Origin of the sequence: Streptomyces endocoffeicus (assembly GCF_016741935.1) — a bacterium.
GTDB classification, from domain to species: Bacteria; Actinomycetota; Actinomycetes; order Streptomycetales; family Streptomycetaceae; genus Streptomyces; species Streptomyces endocoffeicus.
Genome location: NZ_JAERRG010000009.1, coordinates 242,121 through 264,834 on the forward strand (window position 1 = coordinate 242,121; position 22,714 = coordinate 264,834).

Consider the following 22,714-nt stretch of genomic DNA (forward strand, 5'->3'; position numbering starts at 1 on the left):
AGCGCGGCCCCGGCTTGCTGGCGAGCAGCAGCCGGGGCCGTAGTGCATCGGTGCCGAGACAGGAAGGAGAGCGACGATGGGCCTGAAGCAGGACATCATCGTGATCAACGAATTCAGCGTGCCGCTGCCTGGCGGCAAGGGATCGCGCGGTGCGACGCCGGGTGACTACGTCACCCGGTACATGGCCCGCGAGCAGGCGACCGAGTCGCTGGCTCCGATCCAGCGCTTGCGCACCGACGACTTCATCATGCGCTACATGGCGCGGGAGTCCGCCGTCGAGCGCGACGGTATCTCGCGGGGCGCGGCGAAGCATGAGATACGCCAGGCCCAGGGTGACGGCGGCGTGGCCTTCGGCTACGGCTCGGTCTCACTCTCCGACGAGCAGCTGCGCGCGGCAGGCAAGGACATCCAGGAGCACTTCGAGCACGGCAAGACCGTGCTCAAGACGGTGCTGTCCTTCGACGAGGAGTACCTGCGGAAGCACAAGATCGTCGACGACGACTTCCACTGCGAAGCCCGCGGCGACTACCGCGGCCACATCGACCAGATGAAGCTGCGCATGGCGATCATGCACGGTCTGGAGCGGATGAGCTCGGGCACCAGCGGCTTCGACGACCTGCGCTACGTCGGGGTCATCCAGGTCGACACCGAGCACGTGCACTGCCACCTGGCCATGGTCGACGGCGGCCGGGGCCAGGTGACGAAGAACGGTACGCAGCGCGGCAAGCTCCTGGACCGGCACAAGTCCAGGCTCCGCCGCGGTGTTGACGCCTGGCTCGATGAGAAGCAGGCGGTGGCTCATCTCTCCAGCGCCGTCGGCTACGAGCGGCGCAACGTCACCACCTTCATCAAGCGGTGGGCGCACGAGCGGATCCGGGCCGAGTCCCTGCCGCAGTTCCTGCTCGCCTGTCTGCCGGCAGACCGAACGCTGTGGCGCGCCGGCTCGAATGACGCCAGCATGCGCAAGGCGAACCAACTGGTGACCGAGCTCGTGAAGGAGCAACTCGACCGCGCCGGATCCCCGATGCCGGAGGCCATGGAACGCATCGTCGACTACGCCAACGAGCGCCGCGCGAAGGAGTCTCTGAGCACGGAGGAATGGCAGAAGCTGGTCGAGCAGGGACGTACGCAGATCATGGAACGCGCCGTCAACGGCATCTACCAGATGCTGCGGGCCATACCGGAGTCGGAGCTGCGGGTGCGCACGCCGATGCTCGAAGTCATGGGGATGGACTACCAGCAGATGGCGGTGCTCGCCGCGGACCGGCAGGGCGAAGACGAGAATGCTGAGGCCGACTTGGTCTCCTTCGGCTTCCGACTGCGCAGCTACGCCTCACGCCTGCAGCATCACCGGGAGAAGGCCGGGGTCTACCGCGACCTCGCGCACCAGTGGGAACAGGCCGAGAAGACCGACGTCGCCGCCGAGGACTCGCGCCCGCTCTACGACTTCTACCGCTTCGAGGAGAACTACCACCGGCGGCTGATGAGCAAGTACCGGCACTTCCTGCCCTTCCTCGGGGACGCCGGCCAGTGGTACGAGCAGCAGCGGGACGTGGCGACCTACGGCCAGCGGTTGCTCTCGCTCATGGCGCTGCGCGCGGATGCCTCCCTGCAGCGAATGAAAGACTCCGAGGAGGCCGAGAACCTGGGCCGGACGATCTACGATCAGCCCGGCGGCCGGCTTCTGACCGAGGGCAAGCGCGGCCGGGCGGTGCTGGACGCGCGCATCCGGACGATGAAGCAGTCCTATGACCAGAAGCTGGACGGCCTGCTGGCTGATCTCGCTTCCTCCGGCCTGGTGCTGCGCGTGGGGTCGAGCGCCGAGGATCCGGCGAGTACGGAGACCGACGCGGTCAGCACGGACTTCAAGGTCGTCGCCGGTGCCGCGTATGACTTCGACGAGGTCAAGGCTCTGGACCTGCACCACCTGGGATGCGACTTCGTCACCGACGTCGAGATCGGGCCGCAGGCACGCCAGACCTTCGTCGAGACGACCAGGGATCGCCGACGGCTGCTGCTGGGGGCGATGGACTACCTGGACCAGTCCGGCCAGGCCGAGGCAATTCCCGATCTGCCGGTGGACGATGTCGCGGCGATGACACGGGTCTCCCGGGAGCTGGCGCATCAGCAGACGGACGAGGAATCCGGCACGCTCGTGTTGCGTTCCCGGATCGCGGAGCTGCGCGCCGGGCGCGAGCAGGCCGAGCGGATGCGGCGGTCCAAGGCCTCGTCACTGGACGCCGGCCTCGTCGTGCGGGTCCAGGCCCAGGTCGATCAGGCTGTGACCACAGCGGATACCCGGATGGCATTCGACTCGCAGTCGGATCCCATATCAACTAACTTCCAACGCGAACAGAAAGATTAGTCGGAGTCTTGTCGAATGCCCTATAACAGTATTAGCGTGAAGAGCATTCGTCGGGACTCAATGCCTTGTCCGGACGATGTGACTGATCGCGCCGACTTGTCGGAGGGCAGTCGGAACGAACGGAAGGAAAAGATCATGGCACGTCTCAAGGGCAAGGGCGCGATGACCGGAGTCAACCTCATCGCGAAGGTCTACAAGAACGGCGTCACCAGGGACGGCGCAACCCAGTACGCCGACGTCCAGCTCGACGCTCGAGATCCGCGCGGTCCGGAGCAGACGAACCTGCATCTGAAGTCCGATCGGGTTCAGGGTGAGGACGGCAAGGTCCGCTACAACAACGGCGCTCCGTACTCCACCGGTCAGATGGAGGAGATCGCCAAGGCCGCGGGCCCGAACACCGAGCCGATCCTGAACAAGGACGGCAAGGAGGTCGGCACCATCTACGGCTTCAAGGGCAACGTGATGCCCGCGACGCGCGGCACTGGCCTGGTGGTCCACACCAAGTCCGTCGAGGCCTCCGAGTTCAAGGTCGACGGCAAGACGCTGGACAACCAGTTCGCGTCCATGCGCGCCGCCCACAAGGCAGAGGCGGCGGCCAAGGAGTCGCAGGCTCAGGCCCCGGCTCCCGAGGCCAAGCAGGAGCAGGCAGCCGAGGTCGAGGTCGACGAGCCGGCGGTCGGCTGAGACCGAGGTCGAGTCCAGCCTTATTCGAAAGGCCCCTGGATGTCATGTGGCGAACTCGCCGTTGTCGCAAGCGGCGCCCGCGGGTAGGCGCAGCTGTGCGTGCCATCAGCGATTTCCTGAAAACCGCCCTGCTGGTGTTGTTTTACCTAGTGGTCGTCGTCATGGACCGTGAGTTCTGGCGACGCCGTCCACGCTCAGCTGAGAAAAGCGCGCATGAGCGTTGAGGGACTGCGTCCCTCAGATCGCATCGGCTAGCCGTCTCGACGACCGAGGCGTTGCACTCTCGGAAGCCAACGCCGCGCCAGTTTGGCTTTCCCTAGGACCGACAACAGATGACGCTTTGCACGCTAACGAAAGCAGAGGTATCGAGTCATGCAGGTACCGCAGCAGGAGCAGTACGTGGTCACTCTGTCCTGCCCCGATAAAGGGGGAATTTTGCGCGCGGTTCCCCACTACCTACTTTCGGCTGGCTGTAGCATCGAAGACAGCCAGCAGTACAAGGACATCGACGCTGGGCTGATTTTCATGCGTACATGCGTCTGTACAGAACAGTCTTTGGAGACGCTGTCCGAAGGTCTTGCCAACGTCACCAACAGCTTCTCTTTCCTGACGGAGTGGCAGATCCGTCCGGCGCACCAGAAGATGCGTACGCTGATCATGGTCAGCAAGTTCGGTCATTGCTTGAACGACTTGCTCTTCCGAGTCAGCACCAACGCCCTGCCTATCGAGATCGCCGCAGTGGTCTCAAACCACCACGACCTCGAAGCGCTTGTGGGTTCATACGGGATCCCGTTCCACCACATCCCAGTGGCCAAGGACACCAAGGCGGAAGCGGAAGCTTGCCTGTTGGGACTGATCGAGTCCGAGAACATCGAACTCGTGGCCCTCGCCCGCTACATGCAGATCCTCTCGGACGATCTCAGTAAGCGCCTATCCGGCCGCATCATCAACATCCACCATTCGCTCCTCCCCAGCTTCAAAGGCGCGAAGCCTTACCACCAGGCACATGCCCGTGGCGTGAAACTGATCGGCGCCACGGCCCACTACGTCACCGCAGACCTCGATGAAGGACCCATCATCGAACAGGACGTCGAACCAGTCGGCCACTGGCACACCCCCGACGAACTCGTCGCGATCGGCCGTGACATCGAATGCCGCGTCCTCGCACGCGCCCTCAAAGCCCACAGCGAACACCGCGTGCTGCTCAACGGGCGCCGCACCGTAATGTTCGCCTGACGGCGACCAGAACGTCCTCGTAGAACTCACTTAATACAGAGGCCTTGCAACTCTGTCACCCACCACTGCTGAGCCATCAGCAGATTCGGATCCCCTTACGGCATCGCCGATGGCGACGCAGTCACCGGCCGGCCTTCAAAACCGTTTCCTCGCATACCTCACGCTACTCCGCCCGTCTCGTCATCCTCTAGACGACCGCGGGTTCCCAGTCGAGGACACCCCTGATCGGATTAGACCTGGCCTGCCCAAAAAACAATGATTCGTCTGTGCTGTCGAGCACGGGGGTGCGTCAACGCAAAACTTATCCACAGGGCTCCTGATGTGTGCTGGATCTGTCCCAATCACCGAGGCGACCCCGCCTTTCGGGGACGTCATAGAAGGATGGTGTAAAGAATGGCCAGTGTACGACGCATTGCTGCCGGCGGCGTGGCGGCTGCCCTCCTGAGCGGAGGGCTGATCGTTTTGGCGCCCGGAGCGTACGCGACTGGAAGCGACGCCTGCACAACCTTTCCGTCAAGCCCGTCGACGAAGCACATCGACACGAACGTGAACTTCCGCTCGGGACCGAAATCATCGTCCACGTCCAAGGGCATTTTGACGAAGGGGACCTCGGTGCGCTCGTACTGCCAGGCCCCCACAGGGGGGTACACGGGAATCGGAGTCGACTGGACATACGCGAAAGCCCTGTCCGGAGCCCACAAGGGAGAAACGGGGTGGGTGTACACCAAGCATGTGAAGTAACTCCTCACTTATGCACCGCACGCCTAACCTGCCTACTGCGCAAAACACCTGAGAAACCACATGGCGTCGAGTCCGATTTCTGAGAACGACGGAGTAAAACATGAGCACTGCATACGATCGCCTGGCATCTCTGCTCAACACAAAGCTGGGTGTGGCGAAGGAAGAAATCACTCCAGACGCCACCTTTGAAGATTTGGACATGGACTCGCTCGCGTTGGTGGAACTGACGGACGTCCTTGACGCCGCGTTCGGGATAAAACTCGACGAAAACCAGGTCACAAAAGAAACCAAGCTTACTGAGGTGGCCTCCCTCCTCAAAGCGCAGGAAGTGGATCGCCCATGAAAACCGAGATCGCGGTCACGGGACTGGGCCTTATCACTCCGGCCGGCATCGGAAGGGCGGAGAACTGGGAACGGGTCTGTGATGGCAGGGGTCTTGCCGCCGCAGACCCCGAACTCGCCGGTGGCCTGGTGGAGTTTTCCTGCAGGGTGCCGTCGTTCAACGCCGCGAAAACCGTGGGGGCCCGGGAGGTCTGGCGGACAGACCGGTTCGTCCAGCTGGCGCTGGTGGCCGCCGAGGAGGCCGTCGCCGACGCCGGGTTGGACCCCGGCAGCTGGGACGGCAGCCGCGTGGGCATCGTGGTCGGCTGCGCCGCGGGTGGGGTGGCCACGTTCGAGGTACAGCAGAAACGTTTCATCGACCAGGGAAGCAAAGGGGTCTCCGCGCTCTTTCACCCCATGGCGCTGGTCAACATGGTTTCAGGACGCCTGGCCATCCAGTACGGGGCGACGGGGCCCAGCCTGGTGACGGCGACGGCGTGCGCCTCGGGCGCGACGGCCATTGCCGTGGCGCGGGACCTGCTGGTCTCCGGTGCGTGCGATGTCGTGCTCGCCGGCGGCACCGAGGCGGCGGTGACCCCCACCTTCGTCGCGGGCTTCGCGCGCATGGGCGCCCTCTACAGCGGGGAGTTGCCACCGGAACAGGCTTCCCGCCCCTTCGATGCGCGCCGTGGCGGCTTCGTGATCGGGGAAGGCGCCGGGATCCTGGTGCTCGAACGCCTCGACGACGCACGGACGCGCCACGCCCGGGTGTGGGCCGGCCTGCTGGGCTGCGGAGCCTCCTCCGACGCGCATCACACCACCTCCCCCCGCCCCGGCGGCCTGGGGATCGAGAGCGCGATGCGCCTCGCCTGTCGTGACGCCGGGGTGGAGCCGGAGCGCGTGGGGCATGTGAACGCCCACGGGACATCCACCCCGCTCAACGACGCGGCCGAGGCGGGCGCCATCGCCCGCCTCGGCTCCCCGGAGCTCGCCGTCACCTCGACCAAAGGGGTAACGGGCCATACCCTCGGCGCCGCCGGTGCCGTCGAAGCCGCCTACACCGTGCTGAGCCTCGCTCACCAGACGATCCCGCCCACCGCCAACCTCACCCAACCGGACCCCGACATCCAGCTCGACGTCGTATCCGGGGCGCCGCGGAAGACGGAACTGACCCACGCCCTGAGCAACTCGGCGGGGTTCGGCGGGCACAACGTCAGCCTGCTCTTCGGGGTCTGACGATCTTCCTCTGTTCATCCGACAAACACGATGTGCTCCTCGTGGAGGTATTCCCGCTATGGCGACGCCACTTCGGCAGACGAGTCCCCGATCCGTCGCGCGGACGGAGGAGGAGACACAGGAGGAGACGGAGCGCGCTGAACTCGTCGACCTGGTATTCGACGGTGACTTCGAGGCCGTTCACCGGCCGATCCGCGAGGCGGTGGCAGATCCGCTCTTCGACCCGCGCGAGGGCCTGACGATGGAGGACCAGGGTCGCCTCGCCTATGAGCGGGCACGCCTGATTCACCGGCGCGCGGGACCGGCCGGGGAGATCATCGCCGACCCGAGGAGGCTGTTCGCGGTCAATGAATGGCCCTCGTTGATGGACACCACCACGCTGCCGTTGCTGACCGTGCACTACAACCTCTGTCTGGCCACGATTCTCCATCACGGCCGGGACCGCGACGATCTCACGGACTACACCGAAGAGCTGTCGTCCATGAGCGCGGTGGGAATGTTCATGGTCACCGAACTCGGATGGGGCAACAACGCGGCCGACCTGCAGACGCAGGCCGTGTACGACCCCGCGGCGGACCAGTTCATCGTGAACACGCCGAATCCGCAGGCACAGAAGTTCATGCCCTTCACCGGAATCCAGGACATTCCGAAGGTGGCTGTTGTCATGGCCCGGTTGATCGTCCGGGACGCCGACTGCGGGGTCTTCCCCTTCCTGGTCCGGATGTCCGACGAGTTCGGTCTGCGCCCGGGAGTCTGGGCTTCCGCGCTGCCGGAGAAGCCCGGCATGGCCCTGGACAACGGCGTTACCTGGTTCGACCACGTCCGTGTGGACCGGCGTGCCTTTCTCGGGGGAACGATGGGCGACATCACCCCGGAAGGCGAGTTCGTCAGCGGCATGCGCAGCCGGCGCCGCCGGTTCTTGGGCTCCCTGGAACGGGTGCACGCCGGCCGGCTCTGCCTGTCCGGCGCCCTGGTCGCGGCGGGGCGCGCGAGCGCGTACGTCGCCGTGCGGTACAGCCTGCGGAGGCACACCTTCGCCCCCGCCCAGGGGGACGTACCGCTGCTGGCCTACCGCAGTCAGCAGACCGCGCTGTTCCGCGCGCTGGCCGACGTGTACGCGATGACCTTCCTGATCAACCACGTCAAGCGGGAGTTCGTGTACCGCGGCGGGGACGACGACACGGACCAGTTCATCGCGATCGCCAAGGCGGTCACCAGCTGGACCGTGACCGACGTCCTCACCGTCTGCCGTGAACGCATCGGCGCACAGGGCATGTTCCGCGCCAATCGCATCGCGGACTACATCGCGATGGCACAGGGCGTCGTCACGGCCGAAGGCGACAATCTGCCCCTCCTCGCGAAGGTCGGCAACGAACTGCTCGCTCATCCGCGGACCTCCCCGATACCGGCGCCGCACGGCCGGAGCCTCGCCGACCCCCGCTACCACGGGGAGCTGCTGCGCTATCGGGAGAGCGTGGTGGGTGGTGACACCGCCCGGTCCATGCGCCGGGAGATACGCGGGGGCGGCTCCGTCTTCGCAGCCTGGAACCATCACATCAACGCCGCGCTCGACCTGGCCCGCAGCCGCGGCGGCTCGCTCGCCGTGGAGGCCTTCTCCGACGCGGTGGCGCGGGCCCGCTCACCCCGGGTCGCACGGGCGCTGCGGCTGCTCGCGTCCATCTACGCGCTCGGGCTCACCCATCGGCACGCGGCATGGTACGTGGCCCACGGTGCGCTGACACCGTCCCAGGCAAGCCGCATCCCCACCCTGATCGAGAAAATGTGCGCTCTGGTCCTCGATGATGCCGAGTTCCTGATCAGCGGCTTCGGGCTGACGGACGCATTTCTTCGCGCACCGGCTCTCACCCCCGATCTGTCGGCATACCAGGCCCGGCCTCACCACCGCCCCTCCGCGTGACCGCGTCCGCTGCCACAACGGAAGGAGAGCCCGCGATGACGATGAATACCCGGATCGCGCCACAGCCTTTCAACTTCACGCAAGTGCACCGCATGGGGCCGGCTGCCCTACGTCGACTGGTAACCGTGGGACCAGGGATGTGCGGTCCCACAAAGGCATTCGCCTCCTGCGTCGGCGACTGGACCTGGGAATCGGTGAGCGATGCCTGCGGAATCGACGTCTTCAACGCCCGTGACGACCGGGGGAGGCCGACCTACCTCTCCTTCTACTACTACCGGATCACCTCCGGTGACAGTTTCCATCTCAAACAGCTCACTTTCGGCGACCGGCTAGAAGTGCAAACACAGGTTTTCGATGCCGGGCGCCGGGCCGTCCTCACCATGCACCGGCTGCGGCGTATCACCGGATCCGAGGATGACCACGTCATCACACCTTTCGAGGTGAGTGAGGCATACACACGGCATCGAGAGGACTGCATCTACGTCGAGAATCTCAACATGTGGGTCTCTCGTGGCGGAACTCACACGAACGTCGGCCTCGTACGTTCTCCACCAATCGGCTTCGACAACACCGTCCTCCCCACCCTGCCCGACGAGTACTCGCCACGTTTCCTGTGCAGCCAGGCCCGTACCCAACACGTCTTTCCCGACCCGGTCACGGATTCCTGGTCGGCCCGCGGCTCTCATTTCGTCGTCGAGTACCCCGTCAACATCACACTCGACGTCAATGGCGCAGGGCTGCTCTATTTCGCATCATTCTTCTCCATTGCCGAACACGCTCAGCTGGAGCAGTGGCGCGCCCTCGGCCGATCGGACCAGGCTTTCCTCGATCGGGTCATCCGTGACACGCGTATCTGCTACCTCGGCAACGCAGATATCGACACAACGCTCCGGTTGAGACTGCACTCCGTTTATAATCCGCAGGATCCGGCGGAGGAGAAAACCAACATTGTCATTGATGACCTCTCCACCGACCGCACCATTGCTGTCGCTGCCTCCCGTCACCGGTCTCATGAGGCCACTCCCACCGCCGCCTCCCCGCCGCCCTGACGCGATGCGGCGGACATGCCGCCCCCCTCTGTTCCGTCCCGGGCCCTACACACAGGAGCTGTTTTGCTGCACCACAAGATCGCGTTGCGTCTCACTGCACTCGCGGCCGCCCGGTACATGCAGGAGGCGGTCTACGACTCGACCGAGCGGCCCGTCGTCGACGTGTATCGGGGACAGGCGTTCGCGGAGCTGTCCCCGACCGGCAAGCCGCGCGCGCTCGGCGCCGCAGAGAGTCTGGTGGACTCTAAGTGACCGGCCGCGAGAGGTCCGACACCACCGCAGGGCCACCGCTCTGACCGGTCCGGTGCGCGCACCGGACCGGTCAGAGCGTCCTGGGTCAGCGGTCCGCGAGCGCGGCACCGCGTCTGTCGGCTGCCGATGCGCAGAGGACGTCCAGACTCCGACCGTATCGAGCCTTCTCAGCAGCTCACAAACGCCCCCTTCACAGCCCATGTGGATCTCTGTTGAGAGGAAGATGTGTCAAACTATCCGCAATACCCCACCGCCTCGCCTCACCCGTCCGACCCTGCGGGCGGACCCCACGGAGGGCACGCCGACGGGCACTTGGCGCCGTACGACAGCCTGGCCTACGCGAACATCCCACCGTTCCCGGCAGGTCTTGCCGACCTCGGATCCCGGCTCGGAGCGCGCGTATTGGATCTGATCTTCTGGTACGTGGCCTACATGGCGACGGGAGGCATCTGGCTAAGCATGTGGATTGATGCGGGAGGGGGGTCCACTGCTCAATCGCTCCTAGTGGCATGGCTCCTGGTTTCCGGCACTCTGTACTTCCCCCTGTGTATATGGAAGTTCGGGCAAACGTTGGGCAAGCGGATCTGCCACGTATGCATCGTGCACCGCGAGAGCGGACAGGCCATCGGCTTCTGGCGTGCGGTGGGACGCGAGGTGTTCTGGCTCGTGGCCAGCTTTATTCCCGTGCTCGGGCTGCTGAATATGCTGTGGTGCTGCTGGGACCGGCCGTATCGTCAGTGCCTTCACGACAAGGTCGCGGACACTGTGGCGGTGGCGCGGTAGGAGCGTCTCACGTGACCACAAACTCGCCAACACCACGGAATCGGCACGCCCGGACGGGGACAGCGAGTACGGTGATCAAGGCCCGGCTCCGCTCCCCCGTCGGCGCCGGGCCGTTCACCTCGCCCCTCAGGTCTTCATCATCCCAGCCCGGTGAGGCCGGCGCCTGGGCCCGCATGGCCGAGGGCCGGTCATACACGGCGCCGTGCCGGCCGGGCTGGACGTCGACCGTTCCCGTCAGCCGCATCGCGCTGTGGAAGAGCGCCGGAGGGCTCGGTGCCGCGCAAGAGGGTTCAGTCGCCGGTTCGCTCGCCGCCCTCGAAGCTCCCGTGCCATCGGCGACCGCTGGGCGCGTCCCCCTGCGCAGGTGTGGGGCCTGAGGTGGATACGGGGGGGGTGCCCGGCTGCGCTGTGCTGGTGGCCGTGGGTGTGCTGCTGGGCCGGGGGGCAGCCCTCGCCGACGCCCTCCAGCCGCCCCACCCTGTCCCCGGCACGCCCGCCGACATACGGTGAGCGGCACAGTACGGCCTCCACACACCTCGTCCGCGAGGCCACCATGGACCGACGTACCGCGCCTCATCCCCGGCAGGAGAATCCTTGTCCTTTCCCACCCGCACGCGCAGGGTCGCACCGGTGCCGAAGCAACGCCGGCAGCCTGTTTCGCCCAAGCCCGATCCCCGGTGCGTCTTCCTGGAGCCCGTCTACACGGACCCGGCCGTGGCCGCGACCTACGCAGAAGCGTGGGAGGAGGAGCAGAGGGAACGGGCGACCCGGCGTCGCCAGTCACGACACTCGTGAACCACGGCCGTCGAGACGGACGCAGGATTAGGAACCTCGCCCCGCGGTCGGCGGCAGCAACGGCCCAGGGCGCTGCGCGCCGGTCCAGCACCCAGCGGAGTCGGACACGTTCAGACCGAAGACCACCCCCGCGTGTATGGCCTCGCTCTCCGTGGATAACCAGGCAGTTGTGGATAACCCCGCCACGGCGCTCGGTGAGCTGATGCTTGAGGTCGCCGAACCGCTCAAGGGCTTCACCGGCTACCGCGAGGAGTGGCCGAAGCCCTGACCCGCGACCCGCCCGGAGTCCCCTGGAACTTCAGGGGACTTTTTGGTGCCCGGCATATGTTCTGATCTGCTGTTTCAAGCAGGCCTGTAGGTTGTACCTGTCTTCAGCAAGCTGCGGGCTCCGGTGGCGAATTCGCAGGCCGGGCCCAGCACGCACGGCGGGCCGCGTCACAGCCCTCCGTCGGCGCCGGTATCAGGCGAGCCGGGATCGCGGTTCAACCCGGTGGTGCGTGAGCACCAGCTGCAGACTCGGCAGCCGGCGGCTTTCGCTCCTGGGATGATCACCTCCGCGGACACGCCGAAGGCTTCACCCTCGTTCGGCGTGGACCTGGTCGGACGCATGGGCGCGTTGGTGAGTAAGGCTGGCACGGAGGGGAGCAACGACGCCCCGCCAGCGAGCGCTTCAACCACCAGTTCGCGCAGCCCCAGACGCCGGAGGGCAACGAGTCCGAATACGGCGGGTGAGCGACCCGCGACCAGTGCACGGAACGAAAGGCCCCGGAGTGGACTCCGGGGCCTTTCGAATTGTCCATTCAATGCCCTATTGAATGCGACTCGTGATAGGATTTCGGCTGATTTTCCAGTTGAATCTTCAGTCCAGTCGGGAGGTCTTGCGCGGCATGTCCCACGAGGCACAGCTCAACGAGCGCTACCCACTCCTGTCCAAGCTCTCGGAGCCGCTGAAGAAGGCCGAGCGCGACATCGTCGGCCGTCAGCACGAGACGATGCAGCTGCTGGCCTCGATGAGCCGCCCTGAGCTGTGCAATGCGCTTCTGCTGGCCGAGGCCGGAACGGGCAAGACCGCATTGGTCCAGGCCACGATGCTCATGGATCCGGACCGCCTCTACCTGGAGGTGGACCCGGCGCGCATGATCTCCGAGGCGGGCAACGCCGAGAACATGGCCGCGAAGCTCAAGGGCTTCTTCGACGAGGCCGAGAACTTCGTCAAGGACGAGAAGCGCGAACTGGTGCTCTTCATCGACGAGTTCCACCAGATCATCCAGCTCTCCGACGCCGCCGTCGAGGCGATCAAGCCGGTCCTCGCGGCCTCGGGAACCCGAGGCATCAGGATCATCGCGGCGACGACCTACGAGGAGTTCCACAAGCACATCTCACCGAACCAGCCGCTCGTCGAGCGCCTGCAGCGCATCAACCTCAACCCGCCGGACCAGGCGACGACCATCAAGATCCTGCAGGGCATGGCCGAACGGTACGGCGTGGCCGACGAGTTCTACGACGACCACATCTTCCGGCAGATCTACGAGTACACCCAGCGCTACATGCCGGCCAGCGCCCAGCCGCGCAAGTCGATCCTCGTACTCGACTCCATGGTCGGCTGGCATCGCCTGACGCACCGGCCGATGGACCGGGACCTGCTCTCGGACGTGCTCATGGAGTCCCTGAATGTGAACGTCGCATTCCGGGTCGACGGCGCGAAGATCAAGCAGCAGCTGGACGCCAAGGTGTTCAGCCAGGAGTGGGCGACCGGCGCGGTGGCGCGTCGTCTGCAGTTGTCGGTGGCGGACCTCAACGACAAGGGAAAGCCGATGGCGAGCCTGCTGTTCACAGGATCGACGGGAACGGGGAAATTCTGCATCGACTCGACGCAGGTTCCAGTCTATTCGAGCAACAGCGAGACCACCTGGAAACTGCACGGCGACCTGGTCCCGGGCGACAGAGTGTTCGGTCGCCAAGGTCGCCCGGTCGAGGTGCTCGGACACTTCCCGCAGGGCATGCAGGACGTCTACCGGGTCACGCTCTGGGACGGCCGGACTCTCGACGTTGGAGGACCGCACTTGTGGACGGTCTACACAGCCGATCAGCGGTCGAAGAAGCATGCGGGCAAGGACGTCGCACCGATGGTCCTGAGCACGCAGGAAATGGTCGAGCGTGGCGTCGTGCGGACCTACCCCGGCGACTCTCGGGAGTATCTGAAGTTCTTCATCCCGGCGAACGGACCGGTGCACTGGCCGGAGCAGGACTTCGACGTCGACCCGTACGTCTTGGGCGTCCTCATCGGCAACGGGTGCCTCACTGAGACGAAGCTGACGCTCTCGTCTGACGGGGACGACGCCGACCACACCGTGTGGACGGTGGGCGAATGGCTGGGATCGGCACCAAAGTCGTACGGGCACAGCTACAGCTGGGTCTTCCCTGCCGGCGTTGGCCCGGTGGAGGACCGCCGCGATTCGCTGTACCAGACAAAGGACGTGCTTGCCTCGGTTCCCGATCTGATCGGTGCGCGCTCGGCGGAGCGCCGTATCCCGGAGAGGTACAAACACGGATCGGTACAGCAGCGGTGGGCGCTGGTGCAGGGCCTTTTCGACACCGACGGATCGATCGGCGGTTCTAACGACCGCTTCAACGTCTCGTACTCGACGTTCTCCAAGGGGCTCGCGGAGGACCTCAGGGAGGTGCTGTTCTCGCTCGGCGTCTCGAACACGATCAAATCGTGGACACGCACGAAGGAGGGCGGGCGCGAACTGATTGAGTATGACATGCATGTGAAGGTCGGCAACGAGGATAAGGCCCGGTTCTTCTCCCTCCCCCGCAAGCACGAGATCGCACGGCGGGCGGTCATCGAGACCTCGGGTCGTAAGCGCGTGAAGAAGTTCGACATGGTCGGCATCGCGTCGATCGAGAAGCTGCCGGAGCAACAGAGCTCGTCCTGCATCTACGTCGACGACGACGAGCACCTTTATCAGGCAGGCGACTTCGTCGTCACACACAACACCGAGTTGGCGAAGCAGCTGGCGCGACTGCTGTTCGGTGACGACCAGCGGCACCTGATCCGGTTCGACATGACGGAGTACGCCGAGGACTCGTCGTTCACGGCGTTCCGTTCTGAACTCACCAAGCGCGTGTGGGACCTCTCCCACGCTGTGCTGCTTTTCGACGAGGTCGAGAAGGCCTCGTCGATGGTGACACGCGTGCTGCTGCAGGTGCTCGACGACGGCCGGCTCAACGATGACAACAACCGCGAGGTGAGCTTCCTCAACACCTACATCGTGCTGACGACGAACGCCGGCTCGGAGATCTACAAGGACATCGCGCAGTACGCGGCGGACGACACCGGGTCGGGCAAGCAGCTGCTGGAGTACGAGAAGCTCATCCGTCGCTCTGTCTCCTCGACGACGGGCGACAACCGGTTTCCGCCCGAGCTGCTGGGCCGTATCGACGCGATCGTACCTTTCCAGCCGCTGTCGCTGCCGACACAGCAAAAGATCGTGCGGAAGAAGCTGCACCAGATGGTGCAGGAGGTGTCCGTCAAGCACAACGTGCGGGTCGACGTCGATGCGAGGGTCCTGCAGTACCTCATCGAGGACAAGGGCGACACCGACTCTGATGCCGGCGGTGCGCGTGCGGCTGTGGCGAAGCTGACCGACGAGGTCACCACCGCGGTGGCAACCTTCCTCAACGAGCGCCCCTCGGAACGACGGATCCGCATCGACGTCGTCGGCGACCTGGTCAGCGACGACAAGAACCTGCTGAGTTCCGACGCCTACGTCGAGGTCAGCGCGGCGCGATGAGCCGGTCGAGGACAGCGGGAACCAGTCGAGTCATGAGCCGATAGCCCATTCACGCCCTGTGATTGCCTATCATCATAGGGCGACAACAAGTCACCCATAAGCCAGGCGAACTGTGTTTTATTAGCGAAGGGGTCGCGCATCAATGGGCATTCTGGGAGGGGCAACGGTCAACCAGAAGAAGAAGCGGAAGAAGAAGCCCGACGAGCTTCTGGCCTCCGTGGTGAGAGAGACGGCGATCCCGGCGGCGGTCGAGCTGCTGCGTTCGAACACGCGGTTCGTCTTTCCCAGCGGTACCGCCTGGGTGATGCTCGTGCTCGCAGCCGACTCGATCGGCGGCTTGAGCAAGCGGCACGGCCGGGACGAGGCGAAGGGCTCGATCATCGAGCTCATCAGCTCCGACCAGATCCGCACGGTGGCCACGGCGGAGATGCTCGCAGAGGAGGCCTTCGGCATCATCCCCACCGACGAGACTCTCGCGCGCATGGAGGAGTACTCGCTGCTCACCGGTGCCACCTACACCTGGGCCGTCGTGTGGCAGAAGCCCAGCGGCGACCTGCTCGTCGATCTGGTGAACGATGCGACCTTCGCGCAGGCGCGCTTTGTCGCTGCAGGAACCACGAGTCTCGAAGAAGCCGTGGGCAAGAAGGCGTGGGAAGAGCACAGCGGCCTGGTCGCCGAGGCTGGAGCCACTGACCCCGTCCCTGCCGTCCTCGGGGAGGACGAGGGAGATGCGATCTTCGACGAGATCCCCGGTGTCGAGGGGGCTGACGAGGGCCTGGACGACGAGCCGCTCTTCAGCGACGTCGTCGACGCGGATGAAGGGGCGGACGCAGCCATGCTCGACGGGGACGCCGCAAGTATCGACGACGCGGGCACCGTCCCGGTCGAGTCGGAGCCGGACTACGACGGCGACGAGGCGGCCGGCTACGAGGGTTTCGACGAGACCGACGCCGGCTACGGCATCGAGGGCGACTACCAGGAGGCCGGCGACACTGTGCTGCTGGCCGATCAGGCCCAGGTGCGCGACGTCATCGCCCGCCGGTTCCTCTCCGAGGAGCTGGACCTGGACGTCCGGCTCGATGAGTTCAACGCGACCTTCGCCATCGGCGCGCCGGTCGTGCAGATCGCTGTGCCCGAAGGCGCGACGGAGTGGCTCGGGGACCAGGTCGCCCAGCTCAACCGGCAGGCCAACGCAGACCTGATGCAGCTCCGTTCCGCGCACGAGGATGAGCTGCGTGCGCTCTACGTCAACCTCATGTCGGCGCACACCGAGCAGGTCATCCGCGATGTGGCCACCGGCCGCGCGGGCTCCCGGTACAAGCTGCTGAAGGACGCCGCCGAGGCCGAGCACCAGCAACGGCAGACGGAGAAGGATGAGAAGATCCGGGCCCGCCGGGCGGAGATCGCCCAGGACTACGAGTCGCAGGCCTCCAAGGTGGCCCAGCAGGCGGCGCTCTCGGCGGAACTGCAGTACAAGGAGCGCAACCGCTCGAAGATGCAGCGCGAGCAGATCGACTCCGCCGCCGAGATCGAGCGGGACATCGAGGACACCCACGCGCACAACCAGCAGGAGATCCTGCGGGTCCGGAGCTCGGACGCGACGCTGAAGATGCAGACCGGGCAGACGCGGATCTTCGAGGTGCTGGCCGAACGGCAGTCGGAGCACCTGGCGGCCGAGGAAGAGCGCCTGAACCGGTGGAAGTCCGAGATCCAGCGGATCGTCGACGACAACCGCAAGGCCGACATCGCCCAGTCCGAGGCGCTGGCCGAGCACCTGCGGACCACGGACGAGATCGGTGTCCTGCGCCGGGAGCAGCAGGACCTCCTGCTGGTTGTGCGCTCTGAGCACGCCGACCGGATCCGCCGGATGGAGGACGAGCTCGAACGCAACCGCCAGGACGCCATCACGCAGATGACGGCTCGGGACGCCGAATGGCAGCACAGCCTCAACCTGGAGAAGGAGAAGACCAGCTCCCAGGTGGCGCGGGTCACCGACCTGCTCCAGCAGCTGTCGACGGTCGAGGATTCAGTGGCCAGGCGGTACGAGCCGCGCCTGGCGGAGATGCAGGCCGACAAGGAGTCCTACACCAACGAGCTGGCTCGGGCCTCCGAGATGCAGAGCCGCTCGAACAAGATCCTCGTCGTCATGATCGTCACGCTCTCGCTCCTGATGGGCGTGGCCGGCTTCATCGTCGGGGTGGTCTTGACCCGTTGAGCGATCCGGTCATGACCGACGGGGGATCTGACGGCGCATGGGGCGTGTTTCCCATGCGCCGTCGTCGTCTGCGCAGGCAGGCGCACTGGACAGCAGAACGGGCGAGGCTCGAGATTAAGGGATCACGATGGCCACGAACAGGCGGAAGGCGGCACGGCCGAAGGCGAGTAGCTGGGACAAGATCTCAGCGCGGACGCCCGGCGAGACGCTGACGAACCGAGACGTCCACGACAACCAGCAGTTGGACCGCAGCACGTTCCTGACCCTGAAGTCGACCAGACCGGGCATCGTCGTCGCGGTGATTGCCGGCGTGCTGGTGACGATCGTCGCCTGGGTCTTCTACTCGCTCATCGCCGCGGCGGTGCTCTCGGTGGGCGTGTCCGTAGGTTCGGGTGTGTCCAGCAGCGGCAGCAGCACCGGCAAGCCGAGCGCGTACTACATCCAGGACACCACGACGGGTGCGGGCGGCTCGGTCGTGAAGTGTTACCGGCCCCTGACCAAGGACGGCAACCCGGACGTGGAGGCCGAGTGCTACCCCAGCGCTGAGACTGTTCCGGTCCCCAACTGGTACACCGCGGCGAAGGACGGCAAGCCCAGCGCCGAGAAGCCGGCTGAGCCCAAGAAGAGCGCGACGACGGTCGGCGAGCATCTGGCCGACGTCTCGGGATTCAAGCTCTTCATCACGCTCAGCTCGGGTCTCATGGTCGCCCTCATCATCGGTACGTGGTTCTCGCGGAAGGTCGCCGCAGCGAACCTGATGAACACCACGAGCGACATCAACCAATACCACAACGACCAGCACATCGCTCTGCCGGAAGAGATCCAGCAGAACTACGACTGGTTCCCCGACGCCGGTGCTCACTCGAGCGTGCAGGTCAGCTCGATGCTCAGCCACATGATGCTCAAGAAGAAGGGTCTGGGCACCGTCGAGTTCGCCCAGCGCGCCAAGAAGGACGTCATCGTTGAGAAGGGGAACCTCGTCTATTACACCGGCGAGGTCATGGACGACGACGAGGGCGATCCGCTGACGCAGACCCTGCCGATCATCGACGAGGACTTCGGCGACGAACTGTTCGAGGCATCCGGGCTCCCCGATGACAAGACGCTGCGGCAGAAGTACGACACGACGCGGATCCCGTACAACCCTGACGGCAAGAACCGGGACAAGCTCGGTTTCGGGTCGGACACGTACAAGACCGTCGCTGACCTGATCAAGGAGGACTGGGAGTTCCCGGCGTGCGAGGTCCAGCGCCCGGCCGGGGCGTATGTGGTCGATACCGCCCCGGTGAACACCATGGTGCTGGCCATTACCCGAGCCGGTAAGGGCCAGACGTACATCGAGCCGGTCATCGACATGTGGTCGCGGGAGAAGAAACCCTCGAACATGGTCATCAACGACCCCAAGGGCGAGTTGTTGGTGAAGAACTACGTGCCCCTGGTCACACGCGGGTTCGAGCCGGTCCAGTTCAACCTGATCAACTCCATGAAGACCGACATCTACAGCCCCCTGGGGCTGGCGGCCGACGCGGCGCGTGAGGGCAACTTCACCAAGTGCGCGCTGTACGTGGAGAACATCGCCGGAATCTTCTTCCCGCTCGACGGCGGCGAGGACCCGGTCTGGCCCAATGCCGCCAACAACGCCTTCAAGCGCGCGGCCTACGGACTCATCGACTTCTATCTGGAGGAGGAACGGGAGCTGCGCAGTGCCGCAGCCGTGCTGAATATGGACCCGGCGCTGCTGGAGCAGAAACTCGATGACCTCTGGGGCAAGGTCACGCTCTACAACTGCTACCAGCTCTTCGTGCAGATGAGCTCGAAGAAGATCAAGAACCCTGAGGCCGAGCTGGAGAAGCGGGTCAAGGCCGGCGAGTTCGAGAACAACGAGGACGCCCTGGCCGAGGAGCAGGAGAAGGCGGCGGCCCAGGCCTTCATGTGGGAGGGCAAAGCCGATCAGGACATGCTCAGCCTGTACTTCAACGCGAGCGAGGAGCTGCCCCGCAACAACATGCGCACGCTGGTGGGCAACGCCCACAACGCGCTGCGCTCGATGGCCGGCGCGGAGAAGATGCTGGCCTCGGTGTACGGCATCGCGATCACCGCCATGTCGTTCTTCACCGACCCCACGATCTCGACGCTGACCTCGGGCAAGCCCTCGCAGAACACCGATCTGGCCGGCCTGAGCTTCCCTCGTCGCCTCGGCGTGCGCTTCGCGCCGACCTACGTCAAGCGCGACCACCTCGTCGGTCAGCAGGCTGTGTGGTCCGCCTACACGGACCCGATGTTCACCGAGAACCTGGGCGAGGACTTCGAGCACGAGGAGATCGTCGGCCGCGAAGGTTGGGCCCGGTACAACTTCAAGGGCAAGTTCCCTGGCGACGAAGCCTGGCTCAAGCTGGAGCTGGTCAACCCGCAGACGAAGATGCTGGTACGTACCTTCTACTTCAGCTTCACGAAGAACTACCAGGTCTCGCTCAACGGCCGGCACTACGTGGTCGAGCCGGTGACGGGCAAGAAGATCGTGAAGAACGGCGTGATACGTGAACTGAAGCCGGTGCGTGAGGGCGGCACCCGGGACGGGAAGATCCTCTCTTTCCAGCCCGGGGACACGCTGTACCCGGACACGCGGCTCGATTTCTCCGGCGACGGCAACCCGGAGAAGGTCTCGTACCAGGCACGGGCGATCACGCAGACGCTGTCGCGCTACTCGGAGTCCCCCAAGGCGCTGTTCCTGGTGACTCCGCCTCACCTGATGAAGTACGCGAAGCTGATCCTGATCCTGGTCAAGCAGCTGTTCGACGTGAGCGCCGACCAGGCGTACATGACCAAGTCGAACCAGAAGCCGCTCTACCGCACGCGGTTCATGCTCGACGAGCTCGGCAACCTGCAGTCGGAGGGCAAGGGCATCGACGCCTTCGAGACGATGCTCTCCATCGGCCTGGGCCAGGAGCAGCAGTTCACGCTCATCCTGCAGACCCTGCAGCAGCTGCGCGACGTCTACGGCGAGAGTGTCGACAAGATCGTGCAAGGAAATTGCCTCGTACTCAACGCCAAGATCGCCACGCCGGACGGATGGACGACGATGGAGAGGATTCAGCCCGGTGATGAGCTGCTGACCCCGTTCGGCACGGTCACGACTGTGACCGAGAAGTACCCTGTCAAGATCCGTCCGGTCTACCGGCTGAAGCTGCGCGACGGGTCTTCGGTAGAGGCGTGCCCTGAACACCTGTGGCCAGTCGAGCGCTGGAAGTCCAGCATCAAGTACCTCGGCGGCAAGGACGAGAACGGCAAGCGGCGCTACGTTGGCGGTGTCGACGGCAAGACGATGGCGCGGGTTACCGAGATCATCAGCACCGAAGAGCTCAAGTTGCGCGTCGAGAAGGGTCGCCAGGTCGACCTGATCGCGATCGACCCGGTCTCCTACCCGGAGATGGACCTCCCGATCGACCCGTACGTCTTTGGCGCGATCCTGGGTGATGGTCACATCAACCCGGCGGGGACGGTTTCCTTCTACAGCGGCGACCTGGAGATCGTGGACGAGATCCGTCGTCGGGGATATGACATCGTCGAGCGGGCTGTCGCGGATGGCCTGTGCCCCAAGTACCGGATCAACGGGGTTCGGAAGTTTATGCGTGACCTGGGCGTCGCCGGCAAGCGTTCGTGGGAGAAGTTGGTTCCCGAGGCCTACCTTCGTGGCTCGGTCGCGCAACGCATCGATCTGCTACGCGGCCTGATGGACACCGACGGCACGATCAGCGCCAAGGGCGAGATGGAGTTCAGCTCCGCGAGTCGTGAGCTGGCTGAGAGCGTGCAGACTCTTGTGCGTTCGCTCGGCGGTCGTGTGGCGATCAATGTCAAGACGAACATCACGTACACGGCCCCGAACCAGAGCGAGCCCAAGGCGGCTCGCGACGCTTACCGCGTGCAGAACATTCGTCTGCCGAAGATCAACCCGTTCGCGCTGCCCCGCAAGGCGGAGCGCTGGAAGGATCGCACGCGGGGCTTCAACCGTGTCGTCAGCGTCGAGTACGTGCGAGACGACGTGGTGCAGTGCATCCGGGTGGCCGACGAGCGCCATCTCTACCTCACCGACGACTTCATCCCGACGCACAACACCTCGAACATCGTCTTCCTGAAGTCCACGGACGATTCGATGATCGAGACGCTGGAGAAGATGAGCGGCAAGACGCACCGGTCCTACAGGGACAGCAAGCAGATCAGCCAGGATGTCGACAAGGTCATCGGCGGCAAGACCGAGGGCCGGGTCTCCTACACGATGAACACCAAGGAAGAGCCGCTGATCAGCTACAACGACATGGCATTCCTCTCGCCGCACAACTCGATCGTCTTCCGGGCCGGCGACGCGCCGATCTGGAACCGCAACCAGACCATCCTGCCGATGTCGTTCCGGCTGCTGGGGAACACGATCAAGCACCCGGGGCACACGTACTCGCTGCAGACGATCCCGACGCTGTCCAGTGCCATGGACTTCGACGTGCGGATGAACCAGCCGGACTTCGTGAAGATGCTGGAGAAGCGCATGCGGCAGGCGGTCAAGGCCGCAGACGCGAAGGCGCAGTACCAGGAGATCTACGGCTACCAGGAGGTCGACATCGAGCGCCTGGATCCCGATGTCTACGCCGACGAGGTCATGGAGGTCATCACGACGATGACCACGGTCGACGAGGGCCAGGACCCCAACGCTCCGGTGGTCGTCGACCCCGACGAGTACGAGGGGGTGAGCATGTTCGACGAGGACCAGTTCATCGATGCCGTCGAGGTCGGGGTTGCGGTCGCCGAGAGTCAGGCGGTCAGCGCCGAGCGGCAGCGTCTGCTCTACGCCGAGGGGACTATCAGCAAGGAGATGCTGGTCAACCCTGACGGCTCGGCGAAGGTCAAGAGTCTGGACATCGAGATCGGTGAGGCCTACAAGTCGGCGCAGACCGAGTTGGAACAGGATCGCGAGCACTTCTCGGTCGGCGGCGACAGCGAGCTGCGCAGCGCCGATGGGTCTCAGACGTACATCAGCCAGATCCGCTCGGACGCGTACGCCAATGCGGCCCGCCGGATCAATGGCCATGTGAACGACGAGGACTCGCGGGTGTTCGCGGAGGAGGACATCACCAAGGAGGACCTGAAATCCCTGGCGACGGTGAAGGTCCACTCAGCCTTCTACCAGTATCTGGCCTCACTGCCGAGCTGGGAGGTGCTGGCCGACGGCCGGTTCGACCGGGCCATGGCCATCGAGATGAACTCGAAGTAGCCGGCTGCCACTTGGGGGTTGGCAAAGGATCACGACCAGTGCCGGGGTCGTCTCTCGACTAA

The 22,714-nt window shown here is 64.9% G+C and carries 13 protein-coding genes; 12 read left to right on the forward strand and 1 reads right to left on the reverse strand.

Annotation, left to right across the window (positions count from 1 at the left end):
- Nucleotides 1-76: 76 nt before the first annotated feature.
- The 3 genes from mobL (at nt 77) to purU (ending at nt 4,285) form a co-directional block, all read left to right on the forward strand.
- Nucleotides 77-2,365, forward strand: coding sequence for a relaxase MobL (gene mobL / locus JK364_RS23470; RefSeq protein ID WP_201853125.1), 2,289 nt, complete (start codon nt 77-79; stop codon nt 2,363-2,365).
- A gap of 135 nt (nt 2,366-2,500) precedes the next feature.
- Nucleotides 2,501-3,049 carry a hypothetical protein gene (locus JK364_RS23475; RefSeq protein WP_201853126.1) on the forward strand — a complete coding sequence of 183 codons (549 nt, stop codon included), beginning with the start codon at nt 2,501-2,503 and terminating at the stop codon, nt 3,047-3,049.
- A 372-nt stretch (nt 3,050-3,421) separates the two neighbouring features.
- Nucleotides 3,422-4,285, forward strand: a complete 864-nt coding sequence (purU, locus tag JK364_RS23480) for a formyltetrahydrofolate deformylase (protein WP_201853127.1) — start codon at nt 3,422-3,424, stop codon at nt 4,283-4,285.
- A 371-nt stretch (nt 4,286-4,656) separates the two neighbouring features.
- On the opposite strand, the gene JK364_RS23485 is transcribed toward purU, so the two are convergent.
- Nucleotides 4,657-5,013 carry a hypothetical protein gene (locus tag JK364_RS23485; RefSeq protein WP_201853128.1) on the reverse strand — a complete coding sequence of 119 codons (357 nt, stop codon included), beginning with the start codon at nt 5,011-5,013 and terminating at the stop codon, nt 4,657-4,659.
- 113 nt (nt 5,014-5,126) lie between these two features.
- Here JK364_RS23485 and JK364_RS23490 point away from each other — a divergent pair, with 113 nt between their 5' ends.
- The 9 genes from JK364_RS23490 to JK364_RS23530 all read left to right on the forward strand — a co-directional run bounded on the left by JK364_RS23490 (nt 5,127) and on the right by JK364_RS23530 (nt 22,652).
- Complete coding sequence (locus tag JK364_RS23490) at nt 5,127-5,369, forward strand: acyl carrier protein (RefSeq protein WP_201853129.1); 243 nt, start codon at nt 5,127-5,129, stop codon at nt 5,367-5,369.
- On the forward strand, nt 5,366-6,583 hold the full coding sequence (locus JK364_RS23495; RefSeq protein WP_201853130.1) for a beta-ketoacyl-[acyl-carrier-protein] synthase family protein: 1,218 nt from the start codon (nt 5,366-5,368) through the stop codon (nt 6,581-6,583). The genes JK364_RS23490 and JK364_RS23495 overlap by 4 nt, the downstream gene beginning before the upstream one ends.
- Nucleotides 6,584-6,641: 58 nt before the next feature.
- Nucleotides 6,642-8,501 (forward strand): acyl-CoA dehydrogenase family protein, encoded by a 1,860-nt coding sequence (locus JK364_RS23500; protein WP_201853131.1) that lies wholly within the window; start codon nt 6,642-6,644, stop codon nt 8,499-8,501.
- Between the two features lie 35 nt (nt 8,502-8,536).
- On the forward strand, nt 8,537-9,550 hold the full coding sequence (locus JK364_RS23505) for an LnmK family bifunctional acyltransferase/decarboxylase (protein ID WP_201853132.1): 1,014 nt from the start codon (nt 8,537-8,539) through the stop codon (nt 9,548-9,550).
- Nucleotides 9,551-9,613: 63 nt separating this feature from the next.
- Nucleotides 9,614-9,802 (forward strand): hypothetical protein, encoded by a 189-nt coding sequence (locus JK364_RS23510; RefSeq protein WP_201853133.1) that lies wholly within the window; start codon nt 9,614-9,616, stop codon nt 9,800-9,802.
- A gap of 312 nt (nt 9,803-10,114) precedes the next feature.
- On the forward strand, nt 10,115-10,585 hold the full coding sequence (locus tag JK364_RS23515; RefSeq protein WP_201853134.1) for an RDD family protein: 471 nt from the start codon (nt 10,115-10,117) through the stop codon (nt 10,583-10,585).
- Nucleotides 10,586-12,267: 1,682 nt separating this feature from the next.
- Nucleotides 12,268-15,177 carry an AAA family ATPase gene (locus tag JK364_RS23520; protein ID WP_201853135.1) on the forward strand — a complete coding sequence of 970 codons (2,910 nt, stop codon included), beginning with the start codon at nt 12,268-12,270 and terminating at the stop codon, nt 15,175-15,177.
- 142 nt (nt 15,178-15,319) lie between these two features.
- The gene (locus tag JK364_RS23525) at nt 15,320-17,392 is read left to right on the forward strand and encodes a coiled-coil domain-containing protein (RefSeq protein ID WP_201853136.1); all 2,073 of its coding nucleotides are present in this window, start codon (nt 15,320-15,322) and stop codon (nt 17,390-17,392) included.
- A 127-nt stretch (nt 17,393-17,519) separates the two neighbouring features.
- Complete coding sequence (locus JK364_RS23530) at nt 17,520-22,652, forward strand: type IV secretory system conjugative DNA transfer family protein (RefSeq protein ID WP_201853137.1); 5,133 nt, start codon at nt 17,520-17,522, stop codon at nt 22,650-22,652.
- Nucleotides 22,653-22,714: the final 62 nt, after the last annotated feature.